General features: G+C 71.5%; 18 protein-coding genes. 10 read left to right on the forward strand and 8 right to left on the reverse strand.

The window, feature by feature from the left end; genetic code table 11:
* Nucleotides 1-3 precede the first annotated feature (3 nt).
* Complete coding sequence (locus MQP27_RS22405) at nt 4-1047, forward strand: hypothetical protein (RefSeq protein WP_242767084.1); 1044 nt, start codon at nt 4-6, stop codon at nt 1045-1047.
* 93 nt (nt 1048-1140) lie between these two features.
* On the forward strand, nt 1141-1812 hold the full coding sequence (locus tag MQP27_RS22410; protein WP_242767085.1) for a DUF2238 domain-containing protein: 672 nt from the start codon (nt 1141-1143) through the stop codon (nt 1810-1812).
* Here the strand turns inward: MQP27_RS22410 and MQP27_RS22415 are convergent.
* Nucleotides 1772-2257 (reverse strand): DUF6328 family protein, encoded by a 486-nt coding sequence (locus MQP27_RS22415; protein WP_242767086.1) that lies wholly within the window; start codon nt 2255-2257, stop codon nt 1772-1774. The genes MQP27_RS22410 and MQP27_RS22415 overlap by 41 nt on opposite strands.
* A 78-nt stretch (nt 2258-2335) precedes the next feature.
* Nucleotides 2336-3319 (reverse strand): aldo/keto reductase, encoded by a 984-nt coding sequence (locus tag MQP27_RS22420; RefSeq protein WP_242767087.1) that lies wholly within the window; start codon nt 3317-3319, stop codon nt 2336-2338.
* Nucleotides 3320-3455: 136 nt separating this feature from the next.
* Between MQP27_RS22420 and MQP27_RS22425 the strand changes: the two genes are divergently transcribed.
* The gene (locus MQP27_RS22425) at nt 3456-5189 is read left to right on the forward strand and encodes a cholesterol oxidase substrate-binding domain-containing protein (protein WP_242767088.1); all 1734 of its coding nucleotides are present in this window, start codon (nt 3456-3458) and stop codon (nt 5187-5189) included.
* Nucleotides 5190-5229: 40 nt separating this feature from the next.
* Complete coding sequence (locus MQP27_RS22430; protein WP_242767089.1) at nt 5230-6072, forward strand: alpha/beta fold hydrolase; 843 nt, start codon at nt 5230-5232, stop codon at nt 6070-6072.
* Here the strand turns inward: MQP27_RS22430 and MQP27_RS22435 are convergent.
* The 3 genes from MQP27_RS22435 to MQP27_RS22445 form a co-directional block, all read right to left on the reverse strand.
* Nucleotides 6047-6646, reverse strand: a complete 600-nt coding sequence (locus MQP27_RS22435) for a TetR/AcrR family transcriptional regulator (RefSeq protein WP_242767090.1) — start codon at nt 6644-6646, stop codon at nt 6047-6049. The genes MQP27_RS22430 and MQP27_RS22435 overlap by 26 nt on opposite strands.
* A complete protein-coding gene (locus MQP27_RS22440) occupies nt 6643-8124 on the reverse strand; it encodes an MFS transporter (protein ID WP_242767091.1) in 1482 nt (493 codons plus the stop codon). Before MQP27_RS22440 ends, MQP27_RS22435 begins: the two co-directional genes overlap by 4 nt.
* 91 nt (nt 8125-8215) lie before the next feature.
* Nucleotides 8216-9433 (reverse strand): FAD-dependent monooxygenase, encoded by a 1218-nt coding sequence (locus MQP27_RS22445; RefSeq protein WP_242767092.1) that lies wholly within the window; start codon nt 9431-9433, stop codon nt 8216-8218.
* A 178-nt stretch (nt 9434-9611) separates the two neighbouring features.
* Between MQP27_RS22445 and MQP27_RS22450 the strand changes: the two genes are divergently transcribed.
* Complete coding sequence (locus tag MQP27_RS22450; protein ID WP_242767093.1) at nt 9612-10064, forward strand: SRPBCC family protein; 453 nt, start codon at nt 9612-9614, stop codon at nt 10062-10064.
* Between the two features lie 10 nt (nt 10065-10074).
* Here MQP27_RS22450 and MQP27_RS22455 read toward each other — a convergent pair whose 3' ends face one another.
* Together MQP27_RS22455 and MQP27_RS22460 are read right to left on the reverse strand one after the other, a co-directional pair.
* On the reverse strand, nt 10075-10776 hold the full coding sequence (locus MQP27_RS22455) for a ribonuclease H family protein (RefSeq protein WP_242767094.1): 702 nt from the start codon (nt 10774-10776) through the stop codon (nt 10075-10077).
* A 62-nt stretch (nt 10777-10838) separates the two neighbouring features.
* Complete coding sequence (locus MQP27_RS22460) at nt 10839-11633, reverse strand: VOC family protein (protein ID WP_242767095.1); 795 nt, start codon at nt 11631-11633, stop codon at nt 10839-10841.
* Between the two features lie 184 nt (nt 11634-11817).
* Between MQP27_RS22460 and MQP27_RS22465 the strand changes: the two genes are divergently transcribed.
* The 4 genes from MQP27_RS22465 to MQP27_RS22480 all read left to right on the forward strand — a co-directional run bounded on the left by MQP27_RS22465 (nt 11818) and on the right by MQP27_RS22480 (nt 16424).
* Nucleotides 11818-12825 (forward strand): zinc-binding alcohol dehydrogenase family protein, encoded by a 1008-nt coding sequence (locus MQP27_RS22465; protein ID WP_242767158.1) that lies wholly within the window; start codon nt 11818-11820, stop codon nt 12823-12825.
* 188 nt (nt 12826-13013) lie between these two features.
* Entirely contained in the window at nt 13014-14444 is a 1431-nt protein-coding gene (locus MQP27_RS22470; RefSeq protein WP_242767096.1) for a family 2B encapsulin nanocompartment shell protein, read from the forward strand.
* Nucleotides 14445-14460: 16 nt separating this feature from the next.
* A complete protein-coding gene (locus tag MQP27_RS22475) occupies nt 14461-15510 on the forward strand; it encodes a family 2 encapsulin nanocompartment cargo protein terpene cyclase (RefSeq protein ID WP_242767097.1) in 1050 nt (349 codons plus the stop codon).
* An 11-nt stretch (nt 15511-15521) separates the two neighbouring features.
* Complete coding sequence (locus MQP27_RS22480; RefSeq protein ID WP_372511276.1) at nt 15522-16424, forward strand: geranyl diphosphate 2-C-methyltransferase; 903 nt, start codon at nt 15522-15524, stop codon at nt 16422-16424.
* A gap of 7 nt (nt 16425-16431) precedes the next feature.
* Here the strand turns inward: MQP27_RS22480 and MQP27_RS22485 are convergent, their stop codons facing one another.
* Nucleotides 16432-16827, reverse strand: a complete 396-nt coding sequence (locus tag MQP27_RS22485; RefSeq protein ID WP_242767098.1) for an anti-sigma factor antagonist — start codon at nt 16825-16827, stop codon at nt 16432-16434.
* Between the two features lie 235 nt (nt 16828-17062).
* Here MQP27_RS22485 and MQP27_RS22490 point away from each other — a divergent pair, with 235 nt between their 5' ends.
* Complete coding sequence (locus tag MQP27_RS22490; RefSeq protein WP_242767099.1) at nt 17063-17737, forward strand: response regulator transcription factor; 675 nt, start codon at nt 17063-17065, stop codon at nt 17735-17737.
* Nucleotides 17738-17763 lie beyond the last annotated feature (26 nt).

Raw genomic sequence — 17763 nt, forward strand, 5'->3', positions numbered from 1 at the left:
TCGGTGACACTGGCGATCGACCCGTCCGAGACATCCGAGTCGTCCGGCACCCCGCAGGCGTCCCCCGCGCCGCTGTCCGACCTCGTGGCGCGGGACGCCCGCGAGTTCGGGGTCTACGCGCGGACCGGCGGCTGGGCCTTCGGCCTGATGGTGGCGCGCAGCGTCCGGCCCGGCGGTCAGGGCGCCGAGGAGACGCCGAAGGTGTCCGCGAAGGAGTTCGCGGAGCTGGCCGGCTGCTCTCCCGAGCGCGTGATGCGCTACTACAAGGCCTGGGACCGGGCGGCCGACGACGGGATGGTGCCGCACTTCGAGGCGCTGGCGCCGGGCCAGGAGGTGGAGCTGCCGGACGCCGACGTGTGGCTGAGCTACTACGTCTCCCGCAACAGCGCCACGTCCGAGCGGGGCACGGCCATCGCCGAGGCGGCCGAGGCCGAGGGCATCCGCCCCACCAAGGCCCTGGAGGTCGCCGAGAACCCGACCGCGCTGCGGGCCGCGATCCTCGCCGACCCTTCCACCGCGCGGGCGGCCCGCCAGGCGCTGCTGGACCGGGTGCGCGAAGACCCGGAGCTGCAGGCCGAGTTGGCGCGTGACGTGGTGCGCACCGACGATCTGAAGAAGGCCGTGGCCACCGAGAGCCGGGCCGCCGACCGGATCGGATACGTCCGCCAGATCGCCGAGTCGGGCCAGGTGAAGACGCCCGCCGGGCAGACCATCGACGCACCGGTCGACCTGCGCCAGGAGGCCGAGCGGCACCTCTCGCTCATCGACGAGCTCGAAGAGGACGAGGACACCGGCGAGTGGGCCACCGAGGCCTACGACACCCTCAAGTCCCTGGTCGCCGAGACCGTCGAGGCCGATCCCGAACTGCGCGTCCAGGAGCGGCGGACGAAGTTCTACAGCAGCCTGCAGAAGGCGACGAAGGCGTTCGAGGAGCTGACCTTCGACGATGTGCAGGAGTTCGTCGAGGACGACATGGTGCAGCGGCTGGAGGAGCTCCAGGAGGCCATCGCGAGCTGTCTGACCGCGCTGCGCGGCGCGAAGGACTGAGCGTCGCCGTACCCGGGCGAGGCTGAGTAGCCGTACTCATGCCGCCGTCCATCCGCTCCACCAGCATGGGGGCTCCTACGAAAGGGAGCCCCCATGACCGCTGTTGCGCACCCCGCCGTCCCGCGACGGCAGCTGCCCGCCGTACTCGCCGTTCTCGTGGTCCTGGGCATGGCCGTGTCGGTCTGGGGCTCGAAGGACCGCACGACGTGGTTCCTGGAGACGGTGTGGGTGCTGGTCGGCCTGCCGCTGCTGGTGTTCACCCACCGCCGGTTCCCCCTCACCAGCCTGCTGTACTGCCTGCTCGCCTTTCACGCGCTCGTCCTGATGGTCGGCGGCCACTACACCTACGCGCAGGTGCCGCTCGGTGACTGGGTGCGGGATGCCTTCGGCCTGGACCGCAACCCGTACGACCGCTTCGGGCACCTCATGCAGGGATTCGTACCGGCGGTGCTGGTGCGGGAGTTGCTCAGCCGCACCTCGCCGTTGCGCGGCAGCCGGTGGCTGGCGCCGCTCACGGTGTGCGCGTGCCTGGCCTTCAGTGCCGTGTTCGAGATGCTGGAGTGGCTGGCCGCGGTCGCCGGCGGACACTCCGCGGACGCGTTCCTGGCCACGCAGGGCGATGTGTGGGACACGCAGTGGGACATGTTCTGCGCGCTGATCGGCGCCACCGTCTCGGTGCTGGTGCTCTCGCGCGCGCACGACCGGCAGCTGGACCGGCTCGGGGTCACGAGGTCGTGTGGCGGCGCCGGGTCCACAGCGGGATGACGTACCAGCACACCGCGTACCAGGCGACCACGCAGGCGACGATCCACGGCACCGCCCCGTTGTGGGTGGCGACCCTGAGGACCAGCAGCAGCGAGGAGGTCATGGTGGCGAGCAGGAGCAGCAGGCCGACGAAGGTCATCCGGGAGGCCCACTCGACGGCCTGCGGCTTGACCTTCCGCCCGGAGACCAGGCGGTGCAGGGAGACGGGACCGATGAGCGCGCCGGTTGCGGCGGCGCCCAGGACCACCGTGACGATGTAGATGGTCTTGTCGGTGTGCTCCAGCGAGGCGTACTTCTGCTGGAACACCACGGTCAGCAGGAAACCGAACAGGATCTGCACCCCGGTCTGGGCGACGCGGACCTCCTGGATGAGCTCGACCCACATGCGGTCGGCACGCTCCTCCTGGGTCTCGTCGCGGCCCGTCCGCGTCTGCGTCTCCACCATGCGCTACGGGTATCCGCCGGCTGATCGTCCAAACGAACCGGGGGACCGGCCAAGCGCCCGTTCCCCCGTCCGGCGGTCCTACCAGCGGCTCTCCACCTGGTCCTTGATCCGGCGGTCGTAGAGGTCGCGGATCGCGGTGAGGGTCTCCCCGGACAGCTCGGGCAGCCTGGCGGCGGCCGCGTTGGCGCGGGCCTGCTCCGGGGAGCGGGCGCCGGGGATCACGCTGGTTACACCGGGCTGGTCGACGATCCAGCGCAGGGCGAGCTGGGCCGGGGTGTATCCCTCGGGGGCGAGGGCGGCGAACTCGGCGGCCGCTTCGACGCCGGTGGTGTAGTCGACGCCGGAGAAGGTCTCGCCGACGTCGAAGGACTCGCCGTGCCGGTTGTAGGTGCGGTGGTCGTTCTCCGGGAAGACGGTGTCCTTGGTGTACTTGCCCGACAGCAGGCCGGAGGCGAGCGGCACGCGGGCGATGATGCCGACGCCGGCCTCCCGGGCGGCGGGGAGGACCTCGCGCAGGGGCTTCATGCGGAACGGGTTGAGGATGATCTGCACGCTCGCCACGCCCGGGCGGGCGATCGCGGTCAGCGCCTCCGCGCAGGTCTCCACGCTGACGCCGTAGGCCGCGATGCGCTCCTCCTCGACCAGGGTGTCGAGGGCGTCGAAGACCTCGTCGGTGGAGTAGACAGGGGTCGGCGGGCAGTGCAGCTGGACCAGGTCGATGCGGTCGACGCCGAGGTTGCGGCGCGAACGGTCGTTCCAGGCGCGGAAGTTGTCGAGGACGTAGTTCTCCGGGAGCTGCTCGACGCGGCGGCCCATCTTGGTCGCCACCAGCACGTGCAGGTCCGGCCGGCCGGCCAGGAAGGCGGCGATGGTCTGCTCGCTGCGGCCGTCGCCGTACACGTCGGCGGTGTCGAAGAAGGTCACCCCCGACTCGGCCGCCGCCTCCAGGACCGCCAGGGCCTCCTTGTCGTCGACGTCTCCCCAGTCGGCGCCCAGTTGCCACGTCCCGAGACCGACGACGGAAGCATGCTGACCCGACCTGCCGAAAGTGCGCTCGTCCATGGCGTCAGTCTGTCATCCGTCGCGGCCCTGCGCGGAATCGGCCGCTCCGGCCCGCGGCCTGTGAATCGTTCACTCACATGGGTGATAGGACCCGACAGGCGGCCGACTCGTGTCAACTCGCGCCTAGCGTGACCCCGTGACTGATCGTTCACTGAGCAACCACTCGTCAGAGGCGGCGGACGACCCGTCCTGGACCCGCCGCGGCTTCCTCCTCTCGGCCGCCGCGCTGGCCGCCGCACCCGTCCTGATCGCCGCCGATCCGGCGGTCGCGGCACAGGAGCTGCCGGACTTCCCCGAGGGCGTCGCCCTCTACCGCTCGGCGTACCGCAACTGGGTCGGCGAGATCACCGCCGACGGCCTGTGGGCCTGTGCGCCGGCCGGCCCGGACCAGGTGGTCGACGTCGTCAACTGGGCCTGGCGGGGCGGCTGGACGGTCCGCGCGCGGGGTGCCTCGCACGGCTGGTCACCGCTGACGATCACGGAGGGCACGTCGTCGGACTCGCCCGTCCTCCTGGTCGACACCGCGACTCATCTGACCGGCCTGTCCCTCGACTCGCCGACCGCCGTGCGGGCCGGCACCGGCGTCACGCTGGAGGCCCTGCTGACCTACCTCGAAGGACACGGCCTGGGCGTCACGGCCGCGCCCGCTCCGGGCGACCTCACGCTGGGTGGCGCCCTGGCCATCGACGCGCACGGCACGGCCGTACCGGCGCGGGGCGAGGAGCGGCCGGCGGGTCAGACGTACGGCTCGCTCAGCAATCGCGTGCTGTCCTTGACGGCGGTCGTGTGGGACGAGGACGCCGGGGCGTACGCGCTGCGGACCTACGAGCGCGACGAGGCGGACTGTGCCGCCCTGCTCACCCATCTCGGCCGCGCGCTGGTGACCGAGGTGGTGCTGCGCGTGGGCGCCGACTCCAATCTGCGGTGTGTGTCTCACACGGACATCCCGGCCGCCGAACTCTTCGCCGCCCCCGGCTCGGACGGCCGTACCCTGGCGAGCTTCCTCGACCGGGCGGGGCGGGTGGAGGCGATCTGGTTCGCGTTCACCGAGTTCCCGTGGTTCAAGGTGTGGAGCGTGTCGCCGACCCGGCCGCTCACCTCACGGCACGTGACCTCGCCGTACAACTACCCGTTCTCGGACAGCGTGCCGACCGTGGTGGCGGACCTGGTCGGGCGGATGACCTCGGACGCGGCCTGGTATCTGGCTCCGGTGCTGGGCAACGCGCAGTACGACGTGGCCACGCTCGGGCTGGTGGCGACGCTGTCCGCGGACATCTGGGGGCCGTCGAAGAACACGCTGCTCTACATCAGGCCGACGACGTTGCGGATCAACGCGAACGGCTACGCCGTGCTCACCACGCGGGACCAAGTGCAGCGCGTCGTTGCCGAGTTCACCGCCTACTACCGTGAGCGGCTCACGGCGTACTCGGCGCTCGGCCGGTTCCCGGTGAACGGTTCGGTCGAGATCCGGGTGACCGGTCTCGACGACCCGGCAGACGCCGAACTGGACGGCGCCCGCGCCCCGTTGCTGTCGGCGCTGCGCCGCAGCGAAGCGCACCCCGAGTGGGACACCGCGGTGTGGCTGGACGTCCTGACGCTGCCCGGCACTCCGTACGCGGAGGCCTTTCTGCGGGAGCTCGAGCAGTTCCTGTTGCGCACCTACGACGGCGAGCACGCGCTCACCCGCGTCGAGTGGTCCAAGGGCTGGGCGTACACGGACGACTCCGTCTGGAGCGACGAGGTGGTGCTGGGTACGGCGATCCCGGCGTCCTTCGGCGAGGCGGTGTGGGGGCAGGCCGCCGGAACGCTGGACCGGCTCGACCCGCATCGCGTCTTCGGGAACGGATTCCTGGACCGGCTGTTCCGATAAGCGCTTGCCGCGCCGCGGAGGCGCTGAGAGGGTCGCGGTCATGCCGATCTTCTCCGCGCCCGACGGGACCGAACTCGCCTACCACGTGTACGGGGAGGACGGCCCGCCCGTGATCTGCCTGCCGGGCGGACCGATGCAGGCCTCCGCCTACCTCGGTGAGCTCGGCGGCCTGGCCGCGCGCCGCCGTCTCGCCCTGCTGGACCTGCGCGGCACCGGCGACTCCGCGCTCCCCCGGGACCCGGCCGGCTACCGCTGCGACCGGCTGGTCGACGACGTGGAGGCCCTGCGGGAGCATCTCGGCCTGGAGTCGGTGGACCTGCTCGGGCACTCCGCAGGCACGAACCCGGCCGTGCTGTACGCCGCCCGGTACCCGGAGCGGGTGAGCAGGCTCGCGTTGATCACGCCGAGCGCGACGGCCGTCGGGATCACGGTGCCGCCGGAAGTCCGGCGCGCGACCGCGCGACTGCGCCGGGACGAACCGTGGTTCCCGACCGCCTTCGCGGCTCTGCAGGCCATCACCACCGGACAGGCCACCGCCGACAGCTGGGACGCCATCGCGCCTTTCCTGTACGGCCGTTGGGACGAAGTGGCGCGTGCCCATCACGCCGCCGGCGCCGCCCAGCGCAACCAGGAGGCCGCCGCCGCCTTCGCCGCCCCCGGCGCCTTCGACCCGGCCTCCACCCGGGCGGCGCTGGCCAGGTTCGCGGCGCCGGTGCTGGCGCTGGCCGGGGAGGTCGACCTGAACTCCCCCGCGCCCGCGGTCGAGGAGTTCGCCGGGCTGTTCCCCAAGGGCGAGTGCGTGGTGCAGCCGGGGGCGGGGCACTTCCCGTGGCTCGACGACCCCGGGCGATTCGTGGCTACGGTCGCGGGGTTCCTGGCGTGAGGTGCTGCTGCACGAGGGGGGCGTAGCGCTCCACGACGTCGTCGAGGTCGGCGCTTCGGACGTGGCTGCCGCGGGCGATGCCGTAGACGACGCCGAGGCCGAGGAGCGCGGCGACGGCGAGTTCGGCGCGCAGGCCGGCGTCGGGGCCGTCGAGACGGGCGGTGAGGCGTTCGGTGACCTGGGTGCGGAAGTTGGCGCGCAGGATGTCGCCCTGTTCGCCGTGCAGGGGTGCGAAGACAATGCGCAGCAGCGGGTCGGCTCCTTGCCGGGACTGGCTGACCAGTACGTGCCGGACCATGTGCCGGCCGAGTTCGGGCGTCGGGGCGGCGAGCAGGGCGTCGGCGTCGGCCTCGAAGGACATGACACGGGCGAAGAGGGCGTCCTTGTTGCCGAAGTACTTCAGGATCAACGGGGCGCTGACGCCCGCGCGTTCGGCGACCGCCTTGAGCGTGATGTCGGCGTGGGCGTGCCGGGCCAGCAGGTGGCGGGCGGCGCGCAGGATGGCCGCCTTGGTCGCCTCGGCGTCGCGGCGGGCGGGTGCGGGCGCGGTGGGGGAAGTGCTCACGGCACTCATGCTCCCTCCAGTGCCTCGTCGTGTGCGTCCTGGGCACGGCCGCGGGCGCGGCGCGTCCTGCGGGCACCGGCGTCGCCCGGGATGGTCAGCGCCGTGGCGCTCGCGGCCAGGGCGACGACGCCCGCCATGGCGAACGCGAGCAGATAGCCGTGCAGGGTGGGGACGGCGATCGCGCCGACCGGGCTGGTGTGGTGCACCAGGACGGCGGCCACGGCGGCGCTGGAGGTGGCCTGGCCGATCGTGCGCATCAGGACGTTCACGCCGTTCGCCGACGCGGTCTGTCCGGCCGGGACCGCATGCAGGATGAGGGTGGGCAGCGCGGAGTACGCCAGGGTGGTCCCGGTGCCCACGACCGCCGCACCCACGATGATCATCCACAGGTCGCGGCTGTCGGCGATGCGCACCGCGTAGCCCAGAGCGATGACCAGGGCCCCGATGGCGAGCGTGATCCGCGGCCCGCGGGACGCCGAGATGCGGGCCGAGAGGGGCGAGAAGACCAGCATGATGAAGCCGCCGGGCAGCAGCACCAGGCCGGTGGCCACGATGGAGAGCCCGAGCCCGTATCCGGTGGCCTCGGGCGCCTGCACCAGCTGCGCGGTCACCAGCGAGTTGGCGTAGAACGCGAAGCCGGTGAAGAGCGCGGCCACATGGGACAGCCCGACCTTCGGCCGGCTCACCAACCGCAGGTCCACGAGCGGCTGTTCGGTCCGCAGCTGCTGCCACCACCACAGGGCGAGCACGCCGACGGCGGTGGCGAAGAGCGCCAGGATCCGCGGACTCCCCCACCCCCACTGCCCGCCCTGGGACACTCCCAGGAGCAGGGACACCAGCCCGGCGGCGAGCCCCACCGCGCCCAGCACGTCGAAGCGCCCGGGTTCCCGGACGGGCGACTCGCGCACCGCCCACCAGACCGCACTCGTGCCCAGCGCGCCGAGGGCACTGGTCACCCAGAACATGATGTGCCAGTTCGAGTACTGCACGATCAGCGCGGCGAGCGGCAGGCCCAGCGCGGCGCCGATGCCGACGGTGGAACTCATCAGCGCGACCGCGCCTCCCCGTCGTTCCGGCGGCAGTTCGTCGCGCAGGATGCTGATCGAGAGCGGTACGACGGCGGAGGCGGCGCCGGACAGGGCGCGGGCCGCGATGAGGACGCCGATGTTCGAGGAGAGCGCGCAGGTGACCGAGCCGAGGGTCATCAGGCCGAGGGCCGCCATCAGCACCCGCCGCTTGCCGTACATGTCGCCGGCGCGGCCGAGGACCGGGGTGAGGACGGCTCCGGACAGCAGGGTCGCCGTGACCATCCAGGAGACCGTGCCCGCCGAGGAGTGGGTCAGCCGGGGCAGGTCGGGCAGCAGCGGCACGACCACGGTCTGCATGACGGCCATGAGGATGCCGCCGAACGCCAGCACCGGGATCGTCAGCCGATCCCGCAGGGCCCTCGCCTCGGAGGGCTCGGCTATCGGCACGGGCTGGTCCATCGGCGCTCCCGGACGACAGAAAACAAGGGTGAATGGGAATTCACCATAGCCGGTGAATTGCCATTCACCCAAGCGGGAAAACGGACGCCCGCTACTTCCTGGAGGCCAGTGCCCGCGCGTGCACGGTGCGCGCGATCCTCGGTCCCAGCCAGCGCTTGAAGCGGCGCAGCGCCTCCAGCTGCCCGGCCGCCCTGTCGATGCGGTAGTAGAGCTGGGGCGGGACGTACGGCAGCAGGGGCGAGTGACGCTGGCCGAGCAGGGCGAACATCTGCTCCGGCGGCAGATGCATGTAGCGGGGCAGGTTCTCGTACCACTGGGCGCTGTAGCGGGCCGCACTCTGGATGGACAGGAGGGCGGCCTTGCGCTCCCGCTCGTAGCGGCCCAGGGCCTGCGGCAGATCGGGCTGCTCGCGCAGGGCGGCGGCCAGGGCGATCGCGTCCTCCAGGGCGAGGGTGGTGCCGGCGCCGACGGAGTAGTGGGTGGTGTGGGCGGCGTCGCCGAGCAGGACCAGGTTGTCGCGGAACCAGGTCTGGTTGGTGAGGGTGCGGAAGTTCAGCCACTGGGCGGCGCCGTCGGCGCAGGAGCGGCCGATCAGGGGGTGGCCGTCCAGGATGTCGGCGAAGAGTTTCTCCAGGAGGGCGAGCCCGTCGGCCTCGTTCGCGGTGTCGAGGCCGAGGCCGGTCCAGGTCTCGGGGGCGCATTCGACGACGCAGGTGCTGCGCTCGGGGCTGAAGGCGTAGCCGTAGCACCAGATCCAGCCGTGGTCGGTCTCCACGAAGGCGAAGGTGAAGGCGTCGAAGACCTTGGTGGTGCCGAGCCAGATGTAGTGGTTGCGGCCGGGCCTGAGCTCGGTGCCGAAGTGGTCGGCGTGCGCGCCGCGCAGGGCGCTGTGCACGCCGTCGGCGGCCACGACGAGGTCGGCGGCGGGCAGGTTCCCCTCGGTGATCTCGTGCTCGAACTCCAGCCGTACGCCCAGCGAGCGGGCCCGTGCGGCGAGGATCTCCAGGAGCCGGTGGCGGCCGATGCCGAAGCCCTCGTCGCTGTCGCGCCGGGTGGCGAGGTCCCGGACGCGGGCGACGCCCTCGTTCCAGGTGACGGAGTGCTGCTCCAGGGCGCGGGCCGACTCCGGGTCGTGCTCGTGGAGCTTGTCGAGCAGCCCGCGCCAGTAGGTCACGCCCCAGCCGTAGGTCGATCCCTCCGGATTGCGTTCGTGGACGGTGATGTCGTGGGACGGGTCCTGCCGCTTCAGCAGGATCGAGAGATACAGGCCGGCGGGCCCGCCGCCGACGCAGGCGACCTTCACGCACACCCCTAGAAGTTGCCGGAGTTACCCAGAGCGGTCATTTGGCAACGCAGAGTAGCAGGGCGTCCCGCCGACAGCGCTGACACCCGCACCGGCTGACGGCCGGAACGCGGCGGTTTGTCCGGCAGGGGTCGGGTACCCGCGCCGGACGCAACCGAGAATCGAGCGAAGGAGGGGTTCACCCGTGTCGCAGGTCGAGGAATCCATCGAGGTCGGCGTCCCGGTGCACACCGCCTACAACCAGTGGACGCAGTTCGAGACGTTCCCGGAGTTCATGAGCGGCGTGGAACGCATCGAACAGCGCACCGACACGCTCACTCACTGGGTGACCAGTGTGAACGGGGTTCACAGGGAGTTCAACGCGGAGATCACGGAGCAGATCCCGGACGAGCGGGTCGCCTGGACGACCGTGGCCGGTGAGGCCCGGCAGGCCGGGGCGGTGACCTTCCACCGCCTCGACGACCGTCACACCAAGGTCATGCTGCAGCTGGACTTCCACCCGGACACCATCACCGAGAAGGTCGGCGACAAGCTCGGGTTCGTGAAGCGGCAGACCAAGGGCGACCTGGAGCGCTTCAAGAAGTTCATCGAGCAGCGCGGTCAGGAGACCGGCGAGTGGCGCGGCGTGGTCACCTGACCGCCGCGGCCTAACCGGCCCCCGCCGTACGGCACTCCGGGTGGCCCCAGCCCTGGTCGTTCTTGGCGATGGGCTCGCCGGCGGCGTAGGGGCGCCCGCACAGGCAGCGGCCGGGGAACTTCGCCTTGATCGTGCGGGACGAGGAGCCGCCGCGCTGCCCCGCCGCCCCCGCCTTGCGGCGCGGGGCGGCGGACTTCTTCGGGGTGTCCGGGGAGGGCGGCGGCTCCGGCGAGCCGAGGTCGCTGCCCGCGGGCTCCTGGACCGTGGCGGCCTGGCTGGCGGCCCGGTCCGCGAAGTCGTTGAGCGGGTCGCCGTCGACCTGGTGGGCGGGGACGTAACGGAAGTCGACGGTACGGCCGTCGAGCAGCTCGTCGATGCGCACCACCAGGTCCTGGTTGGCGACCGGCTTGCCGGCGGACGTCTTCCAGCCGTTGCGCTTCCAGCCGGGCAGCCAGGTGGTGACCGCCTTCATGGCGTACTGCGAGTCCATCCGGACCTCGAGCGGTACGCCCGGGTCGGTCGAGGCCAACAGCCGTTCCAGTGCGGTGAGTTCGGCGACGTTGTTGGTGGCCTTGCCGAGCGGTCCGGCCTCCCAGCGGGCCGGGGTCTCGGAGTCGTCGGAGACCACCCACGCCCAGCCCGCCGGACCGGGATTTCCCTTCGAGGCCCCGTCGCAGGCGGCCACCACACGTTCACGCATGGCCTCGATCATGCCACGGACGGACGGGGCCTCCGATCGCCTCCCACCGAGACGTCCTGTCCCACCGAGACGCCCTAGACGTCCTTCGTCTTCGGCAGCTCGCCCTCGGTCTTGGAGATGTCGATCACCGAGAAGTTCGCGCCCTGCGGGTCGCTGAGCGCCGCGAACCGGCCGTAGGGGCTGCCCATCGGGCCGAAGCGCAGGGTGCCGCCCAGCTTGGTGGCCTTGGCGACGGCCTCGTCGCAGTCGGGGACGACGAAGTAGACGTTGACGTACGAGGGCACCTCGGGCGGGAACTCCTCGCCCATCCTCATGCGGCCGAGGACCGTGGTGTCGCCGAGGTTGAACAGGCGGAAGTCGACGTTGTCGTCGACGATCTGCTGCGCCGAGTACGGGAAGACGGCGCTGAAGAAGGCGTCCGTCTTCTCGGGTTCGCGGGTGAAGACCTCGGCCCAGCCGTAGGCGCCGGGCACAGCGGTCGCCTCGAAGCCCTCGTGGACGCCGGCCTGCCAGACGCCGAACACGGCGCCGCTCGGCTCGCTCGCGATGCACATCGTGCCGAACTCGCCGACCTGCATCGGCTCCATCAACACCTGGCCGCCGTTCTCCCGGACCTTGGCGGCCGTGTCGGCGGCGTCCGGCGAGGCGAAGTAGAGGCACCACTGCGACTGGCCCTCCTGGCCCGGCATCGGCGGTACGACGGCGGCGACCGCCTTGCCGTCCGCGTAGGCCTGGGTGTAGTTCCCGTACTCCGACGACGCCTCGCCGAAGGTCCAGCCGAGGACGTCGCCGTAGAAGCTCTTCGCTCCCTCGACGTCACCGAACATCGCGTCGGCCCAACAGGGGGTTCCCAAAGGTTGTACGGCCATGACTGCGGCCCTCTCCCGAATCGGTGGTTGGTCCGTTTCCTCACGCTAGCCATCCGTCCGGCGGACCGCGCGCCGAACCGGCCGGTCCGTTCCAGACTGGACGGCGAGTGTTTCCGAGGCCTTCCCGGAGGCTTCGCCAAGGCTTTCGAGGTCACGGACGGGGTGTGGGATGACGGACAGGACGATGCGGGCGTGGTCCGTGGTGATGCCCGGGGCGGTGGAGGACGGCGGCCTCCGGCTCGTGCGCAAGCCGGTCCCGGAGCCCGCGGACGACGAGCTGCTGGTGCGGGTGCGGGCGTGCGGGGTGTGCCGGACCGATCTGCATGTCGTCGAGGGCGATCTGCCCGTTCACCGGCCCGGGGTGACACCCGGGCACGAGGTGGTGGGCGTGGTCGCCGGGCTCGGGGCGGGGGTCGGCGGGTTCACGGTGGGCGACCGGGTGGGGGTGGCGTGGCTGCGGCGTACGGACGGCACCTGCGCGTACTGCGTGCGCGGGGCGGAGAACCTGTGCCCGGCCTCCCGGTACACGGGCTGGGACGCCGACGGCGGTTACGCGCAGTACACGACCGTGCCGGCCGCCTACGCGTACCGGTTGCCGGGCGCCCTCGACGACGTGTCGATCGCCCCGCTGCTGTGCGCCGGGATCATCGGCTTCCGCGCGCTGCGGCGGGCCGCGCTGCCGCCGGGCGGACGGCTCGGGCTGTACGGCTTCGGGGGCAGCGCCCACCTGTGCGCGCAGGTGGCGCTCGCCGAGGGCGCCACCGTGCACGTCCTCACGCGCGGGGCGGCGGCGCGGCGGCTGGCGCTGGACCTCGGCGCGGCCTCGGCGCAGGACGCGTACGCGCTGCCGCCCGAGCCCCTGGACAGCGCGATCCTCTTCGCGCCGGTCGGCGACCTCGTCCCCGTCGCGCTGCGCGCCCTCGACCGCGGCGGCGTCCTGTCCATCGCCGGCATCCACCTCAGCGACGTCCCGCCGCTGCACTACGAGACCGAGCTCTTCTACGAGAAGGAAGTGCGCAGCGTCACCTCCAACACCCGTGCTGACGGGCGGGAGTTCCTTGCCCTCGCCGCCGAGCACGGTGTGCACGCCACCACGCACACCTACCCCCTCTCGCGGGCCGACGAGGCGCTGCGGGACCTCAGGGCCGGGCGGTTCGACGGGGCGGCCGTACTGGTGAACGACCTCGACTGAGCGGTACCGGTGGTGCGCGACCGGCGCGCGATCACCGGGCCCGGCCCGGCGCGCCCCGGTCGACGGGTTTGGTGATCCGGGACGCGAAACCGCCCCCTTCGCGCCGTACCGGGCCCCTCCCCCGGCTGTTTGCCTTGTACATGCGGTGCGCACCTGTCACATCGCCATGTGCATCCCAGGGAGGGAATGTGTCCGCCCCCGAAAGCGTCACCGGCCCCACCACCGACGATCCCGCCGCCGAGGCCCAGCTCACCAGTCTCAGCACCCGGGCGGCGCGCCAACTCACCACCACGACCAAGTCCGAACCGCAGATGCAGGCCATCAGTTCGCGATGGCTGCTCAAGGCCCTGCCGTGGGTGGACGTCAAGGGCGGCGCCTACCGGGTCAACCGGCGTCTCCAGCTGCGGATCGGGCGCGGCCGGGTCCAGTTCGACCAGAACGGCGCCGACGACGTCAAGGTCATCCCCGAGACCCTCACCGAGCTGCCGGTGTTGCGCGGCTACCCCGACATCGATGTCCTCCGGGAGATCTCCACCCGCTTCCGGGTGCGCGAAGTGCGCGCCGGGCAGGTCCTGTACGAGGCCGGGCAGCCGGTCACGGAGACCTATCTGGTGGTGCACGGCAGGTTCACCCGGTACACGGCCGGCAAGTACGGCGAGGAGGAGATCCTCGGCGTGGTCGCGGACGGCGACCAGATGGGCGACGAGGCGATCGGCCAGTCCGACCCGCTGTGGCTGAGCTCGGTGCGGGCGGAGACGCCCGGCGTGCTGCTGGTGCTGCCCTGGGACGTCGTACGGGAGTTCACCGACCGGGTGCCGTCGCTGGCCGCGCATCTGGAGGCGTACGCCGAGCGGCAGAAGCTGCCGATGAACCGCAAGGGCGAGGCAGACGTGCCCGTGCAGGCCGGCCATGTGGGCGAGCCGACCATCGACGGCGGCTTCGTGAACTACGAACTCGCCCCGCGCGAGTACGAGTTGTCGCTCACCCAGACCGTGCTGCGGGTGCACACCAGGGTCGCCGACCTCTACAACGACCCGATGAACCAGACCGAGCAGCAACTGCGCCTGACCATTGAGGAGATCCGCGAGCGCCAGGAGTGGGAGCTGGTCAACAACCGGGAGTTCGGGCTGCTGCACAACGTCGACTACGGGCAGCGCGTCAGCACCTTCACCGGGCCGCCGACGCCGGACGACATGGACGAGCTGCTGGCCATGCGCCGCAAGACCAAGGTGTTCCTCGCCCATCCGAAGGCGATCGCCGCGTTCTTCCGGCAGTGCAACCGGCGCGGTCTGGTGCCGGGCACCGCGAGCGTGAACGGCCATGAGATTCCGGCCTGGCGGGGGGTGCCGATCTTCCCGTGCAACAAGATCCCGATCAGCCCGCAGCACACCAGCAGCATCATCGCGCTGCGCACCGGCGAGTCCGACCAGGGCGTGATCGGCCTGTACCAGACGGGCATCCCGGAGGAGTACCAGCCGGGCCTGAACGTGCGGTTCATGGGCATCGACGCGGCCGCGATCATCAGTTACCTCGTCACCGCCTACTACTCGATGGCCATCCTCGTGCCCGACGCGGCCGGGATCCTGGAGAACGTCCAGATCGGCCGGACGGCCGACTGACCCGGTGGAGAACGCGATGAGCACGCCCACGTCCGCCCCGTCCCTGCCGGGCCCGCCCAACCTGGCAGCCACCGTGCGCACCCGGCGCGGCGGGGCGATCCCCGGGCTCAAGTACCGGCCCGTCGCGCCCGCCGACCCGGAGAAGGCCGCCGAGGTCGACCGCCGGCTGGAGGCCTGGGCGCGCGGCCTCGACCTGTTCCCCGCCGCCTGGAAGGGGGACTTCTCGGGGTTCCAGTTCGGGCGGGCCGTGGTCCTCCAGCATCCCGGTGCGGCCGATTTGGAGCGGCTGACGGTGGCCGGGCAACTGCTGCTCGCCGAGAACCTCGTCGACAGCTGTTACTGCGAGGAGGACGAGGGCCGCGGCGGAGCGCGCCGCGGACTCGGCGGCCCGCTGATCCTCGCCCAGTCGGCGATCGACCCGTTCCACGGCACCCCCGCGCTGGAGGCGCAGTGGCGCGAGGGGGTGCAGGCGGACGGCCCGCTGCGCTCGTACCACTGGGCCATGAAGGACTACGCGGCCTTCGCCACCCCCAGTCAGACGGACCGTTTCGTCCACGACATCGCCCGCCTCCACCTCGGGTATCTCGCCGAGGCCGCCTGGATGGAGACGCGGTACGTGCCCCGGGTGTGGGAGTACCTGGTGATGCGGCAGTTCAACAACTTCCGGCCCTGTCTGTCGATCGTCGACGCCGTCGACGGCTACGAGCTGCCGGAGGCCGTGTACGCCCGTCCCGAGATCCAGCGGATCACCGCGCTGGCCTGCAACGCGACGACCATCGTCAACGACCTGTACTCGTTCACCAAGGAACTGGCGAGCGACCCGGACCACTTGAATCTGCCGCAGGTCGTCGCCGCCAACGAGCGGTGCGGGCTCAAGGCCGCCTATCTGAAGGCGGTCCGGATCCACAACGAGATCATGACCGCCTTCGAGGAGGAGTCCGCCGTCCTGGCCGCCGCCTCGCCCCTCGTGGAGCGCTACGCCCAAAGCCTGTCGGACTGGGTGGCCGGCAACCACGAGTGGCACTCCACCAACACCCACCGCTACCACCTCCCCAACTACTGGTAGGCGCAGCCCCGATGAACCATCAGCAGGACGACAAGGAGTCACCGTTGACCATCGCCCCCGCCGACGCCAGGAACCTGCCGACCCAGTCCATGTACCAGAACCGCGTCGCGGACTACTGGAACGCCGAGGAGAACCCGGTCAACCTCGAACTCGGGAAGCTCGACGACCTCTACCACCACCACTACGGCATCGGCGCCGCCGACCGCTCCGTCCTCGACGAGCCCGATCCCGTCCTGCGCCGGGAGCGCATCACCGCGGAGCTGCACCGCCTCGAACACGCCCAGGCCGAGCTCCTCGCCGCCCGGCTCGGCCCGCTCTCCCCCGCCGACCGCGTCTTCGACGCCGGCTGCGGACGCGGCGGCGGCAGCGTGGTGGCGAACCTGCGCTACGGCTGCCACGCCGACGGCGTGACCATCTCCGCCAAGCAGGCCGCCTTCGCCAACGAGCAGGCCCGCAAGCGGGGCATCGACGGCAAGGTCCGCTACCACCACCGCAACATGCTCGACACCGGCTTCGAGACCGGCGCCTACGCGGCGTCCTGGAACAACGAGTCGACGATGTACGTCGAGCTGGAGCTGCTGTTCGCCGAGCACGCCCGGCTGCTGCGCCGCGGCGGACGGTACGTCGTCGTCACCGGCTGCTACAACGACACGTACGGGCGGGCCTCGCGCGAGGTGTCACTCATCAACGCCCACTACATCTGCGACATCCACCCGCGCTCGGAGTACTTCCGGGCGATGGCCCGCAACCGGCTCGTGCCCGTCCACGTCCAGGACCTCACCGCGGACACCATCCCCTACTGGGAGCTGCGCCGGGAGGCCGAGCACCTGGTCACGGGCATCGAGGACACGTTCCTCAGCGCGTACAAGAACGGCAGCTTCCAGTACCTGATGATCGTGGCCGACCGGGTGTGAGACCGGGTCAGGATCCGGCGAGCCGGGCGACCGCCTCGTCCACGGAGGCCGCCGGATCCAGCACGTCCAGGCTGCCGTGGGCGCGCAGCACCCGCACGGTGCGCGCGCTGCACACGACGGCGAACCCGCCGCCGTCCTCCAGCGCCCGGCGGCGCATGCGCAGCAGCAGACTGAGCCCGGTGGAATCGATGAAGGTGACGGCGCACAGGTCGACCACGTACGCCGGGGCGCGCAGAGCCGCGACGGAGTCCAGCCAGAACCTCAGGTGAGGGACGGTCGCCAGGTCGATGTCGCCGCGCAGTTCGGCGACCAGGAGGCCGTCGGCGGCGCTCAGGAGTCCGTGGTCGTCGGGCGGTGGCGGCCACGAGACCGTGGTGACGGGCTCCAGGGTGTTCTCGTGCAAAGGACCGTCCCGTTCCGTGCGTGCGCCCCTCGCGCCGGGGCGCGCGCTCCGGCGCGGGTGCGTACGGCGGTGGTGGCATCCCCGCACCGTGCGCGCCCGCGCCGGAACTCCCCCCGGGCGGCTCCCCCTTGAACCGTGGGCATTTACTGTTCTACCTTCGCCACATGGTCGGGACATCAACGTCCGCTCATGAGCTTCACAACGAGCGAACGGCAGATGGGCCGGGTGATGCGGAATGCGACCGCACCTCGCGCTGATCGAGGACGAACCCGACTTCGCACTGATGTGCCGTTCCTATCTGGAGCGCGCGGGATTCACCGTCACCTGGGCCATGGACGCGCGCGCCGGCAAGTCCGCCCTCCACGAGGGCGGCATCGATCTCGCGATCCTCGACCTGGGGCTGCCGGACGGCTCCGGCCTGGAACTCCTGCGGGCGCTGCGCTCCACGAGCCGGCTGCCGGTCATCGTGGTCACCGGGCGGGGAGCGGAGGCCGACCGGGTGGCGGGGCTGGAGATCGGCGCGGACGACTATCTCGTCAAGCCGTTCTCGCAGCGGGAACTGGTGGCCCGTATCCACGCGGTGCTGCGCCGCTCGCAGCCGCCGGACGTGCCGACGGTGCTGCGGGCCGGTTCGCTGCTCATCGACACCGGGGCCCGCCAGGCCTCCGTCGACGGTGTCCTGCTGACGCTGCGGCCCAAGGAGTACGCGCTGCTGGAGATGCTGGCCGCCGCGCCCGGCCGGGTCTTCTCCTCGGAGCAGGTGCTGGAGCGCATCTGGGGCGCGTCCTGGCAGCAGCCCGCGACGGTCGTCGAGCACGTGTACCGGCTGCGCGGCAAGCTCGCGCAGCTGCCCCCGCCGGTCCCGCGCATCGTCACCGTGCGCGGCTACGGCTACCGCCTCGATCCCTGAGCCACCCGCCGCGGCCCCGGAGGTCC

It is taken from the genome of Streptomyces cylindrosporus, from assembly GCF_022698165.1.
In the GTDB taxonomy this organism is placed as follows: domain Bacteria; phylum Actinomycetota; class Actinomycetes; order Streptomycetales; family Streptomycetaceae; genus Streptomyces; species Streptomyces cylindrosporus.

Bases quoted from the DNA above. Each gene is read 5' to 3' on its own strand.
- MQP27_RS22410 (WP_242767085.1), top strand. From the start codon at position 1,141: ATGACCGCTGTTGCGCACCCCGCCGTCCCGCGACGGCAGCTGCCCGCC.
- MQP27_RS22415 (WP_242767086.1), bottom strand. From the start codon at position 2,257: ATGGTGGAGACGCAGACGCGGACGGGCCGCGACGAGACCCAGGAGGAG.
- MQP27_RS22420 (WP_242767087.1), bottom strand. From the start codon at position 3,319: ATGGACGAGCGCACTTTCGGCAGGTCGGGTCAGCATGCTTCCGTCGTC.
- MQP27_RS22430 (WP_242767089.1), top strand. From the start codon at position 5,230: ATGCCGATCTTCTCCGCGCCCGACGGGACCGAACTCGCCTACCACGTG.
- MQP27_RS22435 (WP_242767090.1), bottom strand. From the start codon at position 6,646: ATGAGTGCCGTGAGCACTTCCCCCACCGCGCCCGCACCCGCCCGCCGC.
- MQP27_RS22440 (WP_242767091.1), bottom strand. From the start codon at position 8,124: ATGGACCAGCCCGTGCCGATAGCCGAGCCCTCCGAGGCGAGGGCCCTG.
- MQP27_RS22455 (WP_242767094.1), bottom strand. From the start codon at position 10,776: ATGATCGAGGCCATGCGTGAACGTGTGGTGGCCGCCTGCGACGGGGCC.
- MQP27_RS22460 (WP_242767095.1), bottom strand. From the start codon at position 11,633: ATGGCCGTACAACCTTTGGGAACCCCCTGTTGGGCCGACGCGATGTTC.
- MQP27_RS22465 (WP_242767158.1), top strand. From the start codon at position 11,818: ATGCGGGCGTGGTCCGTGGTGATGCCCGGGGCGGTGGAGGACGGCGGC.
- MQP27_RS22475 (WP_242767097.1), top strand. From the start codon at position 14,461: ATGAGCACGCCCACGTCCGCCCCGTCCCTGCCGGGCCCGCCCAACCTG.
- MQP27_RS22480 (WP_372511276.1), top strand. From the start codon at position 15,522: ATGAACCATCAGCAGGACGACAAGGAGTCACCGTTGACCATCGCCCCC.
- MQP27_RS22490 (WP_242767099.1), top strand. From the start codon at position 17,063: ATGCGACCGCACCTCGCGCTGATCGAGGACGAACCCGACTTCGCACTG.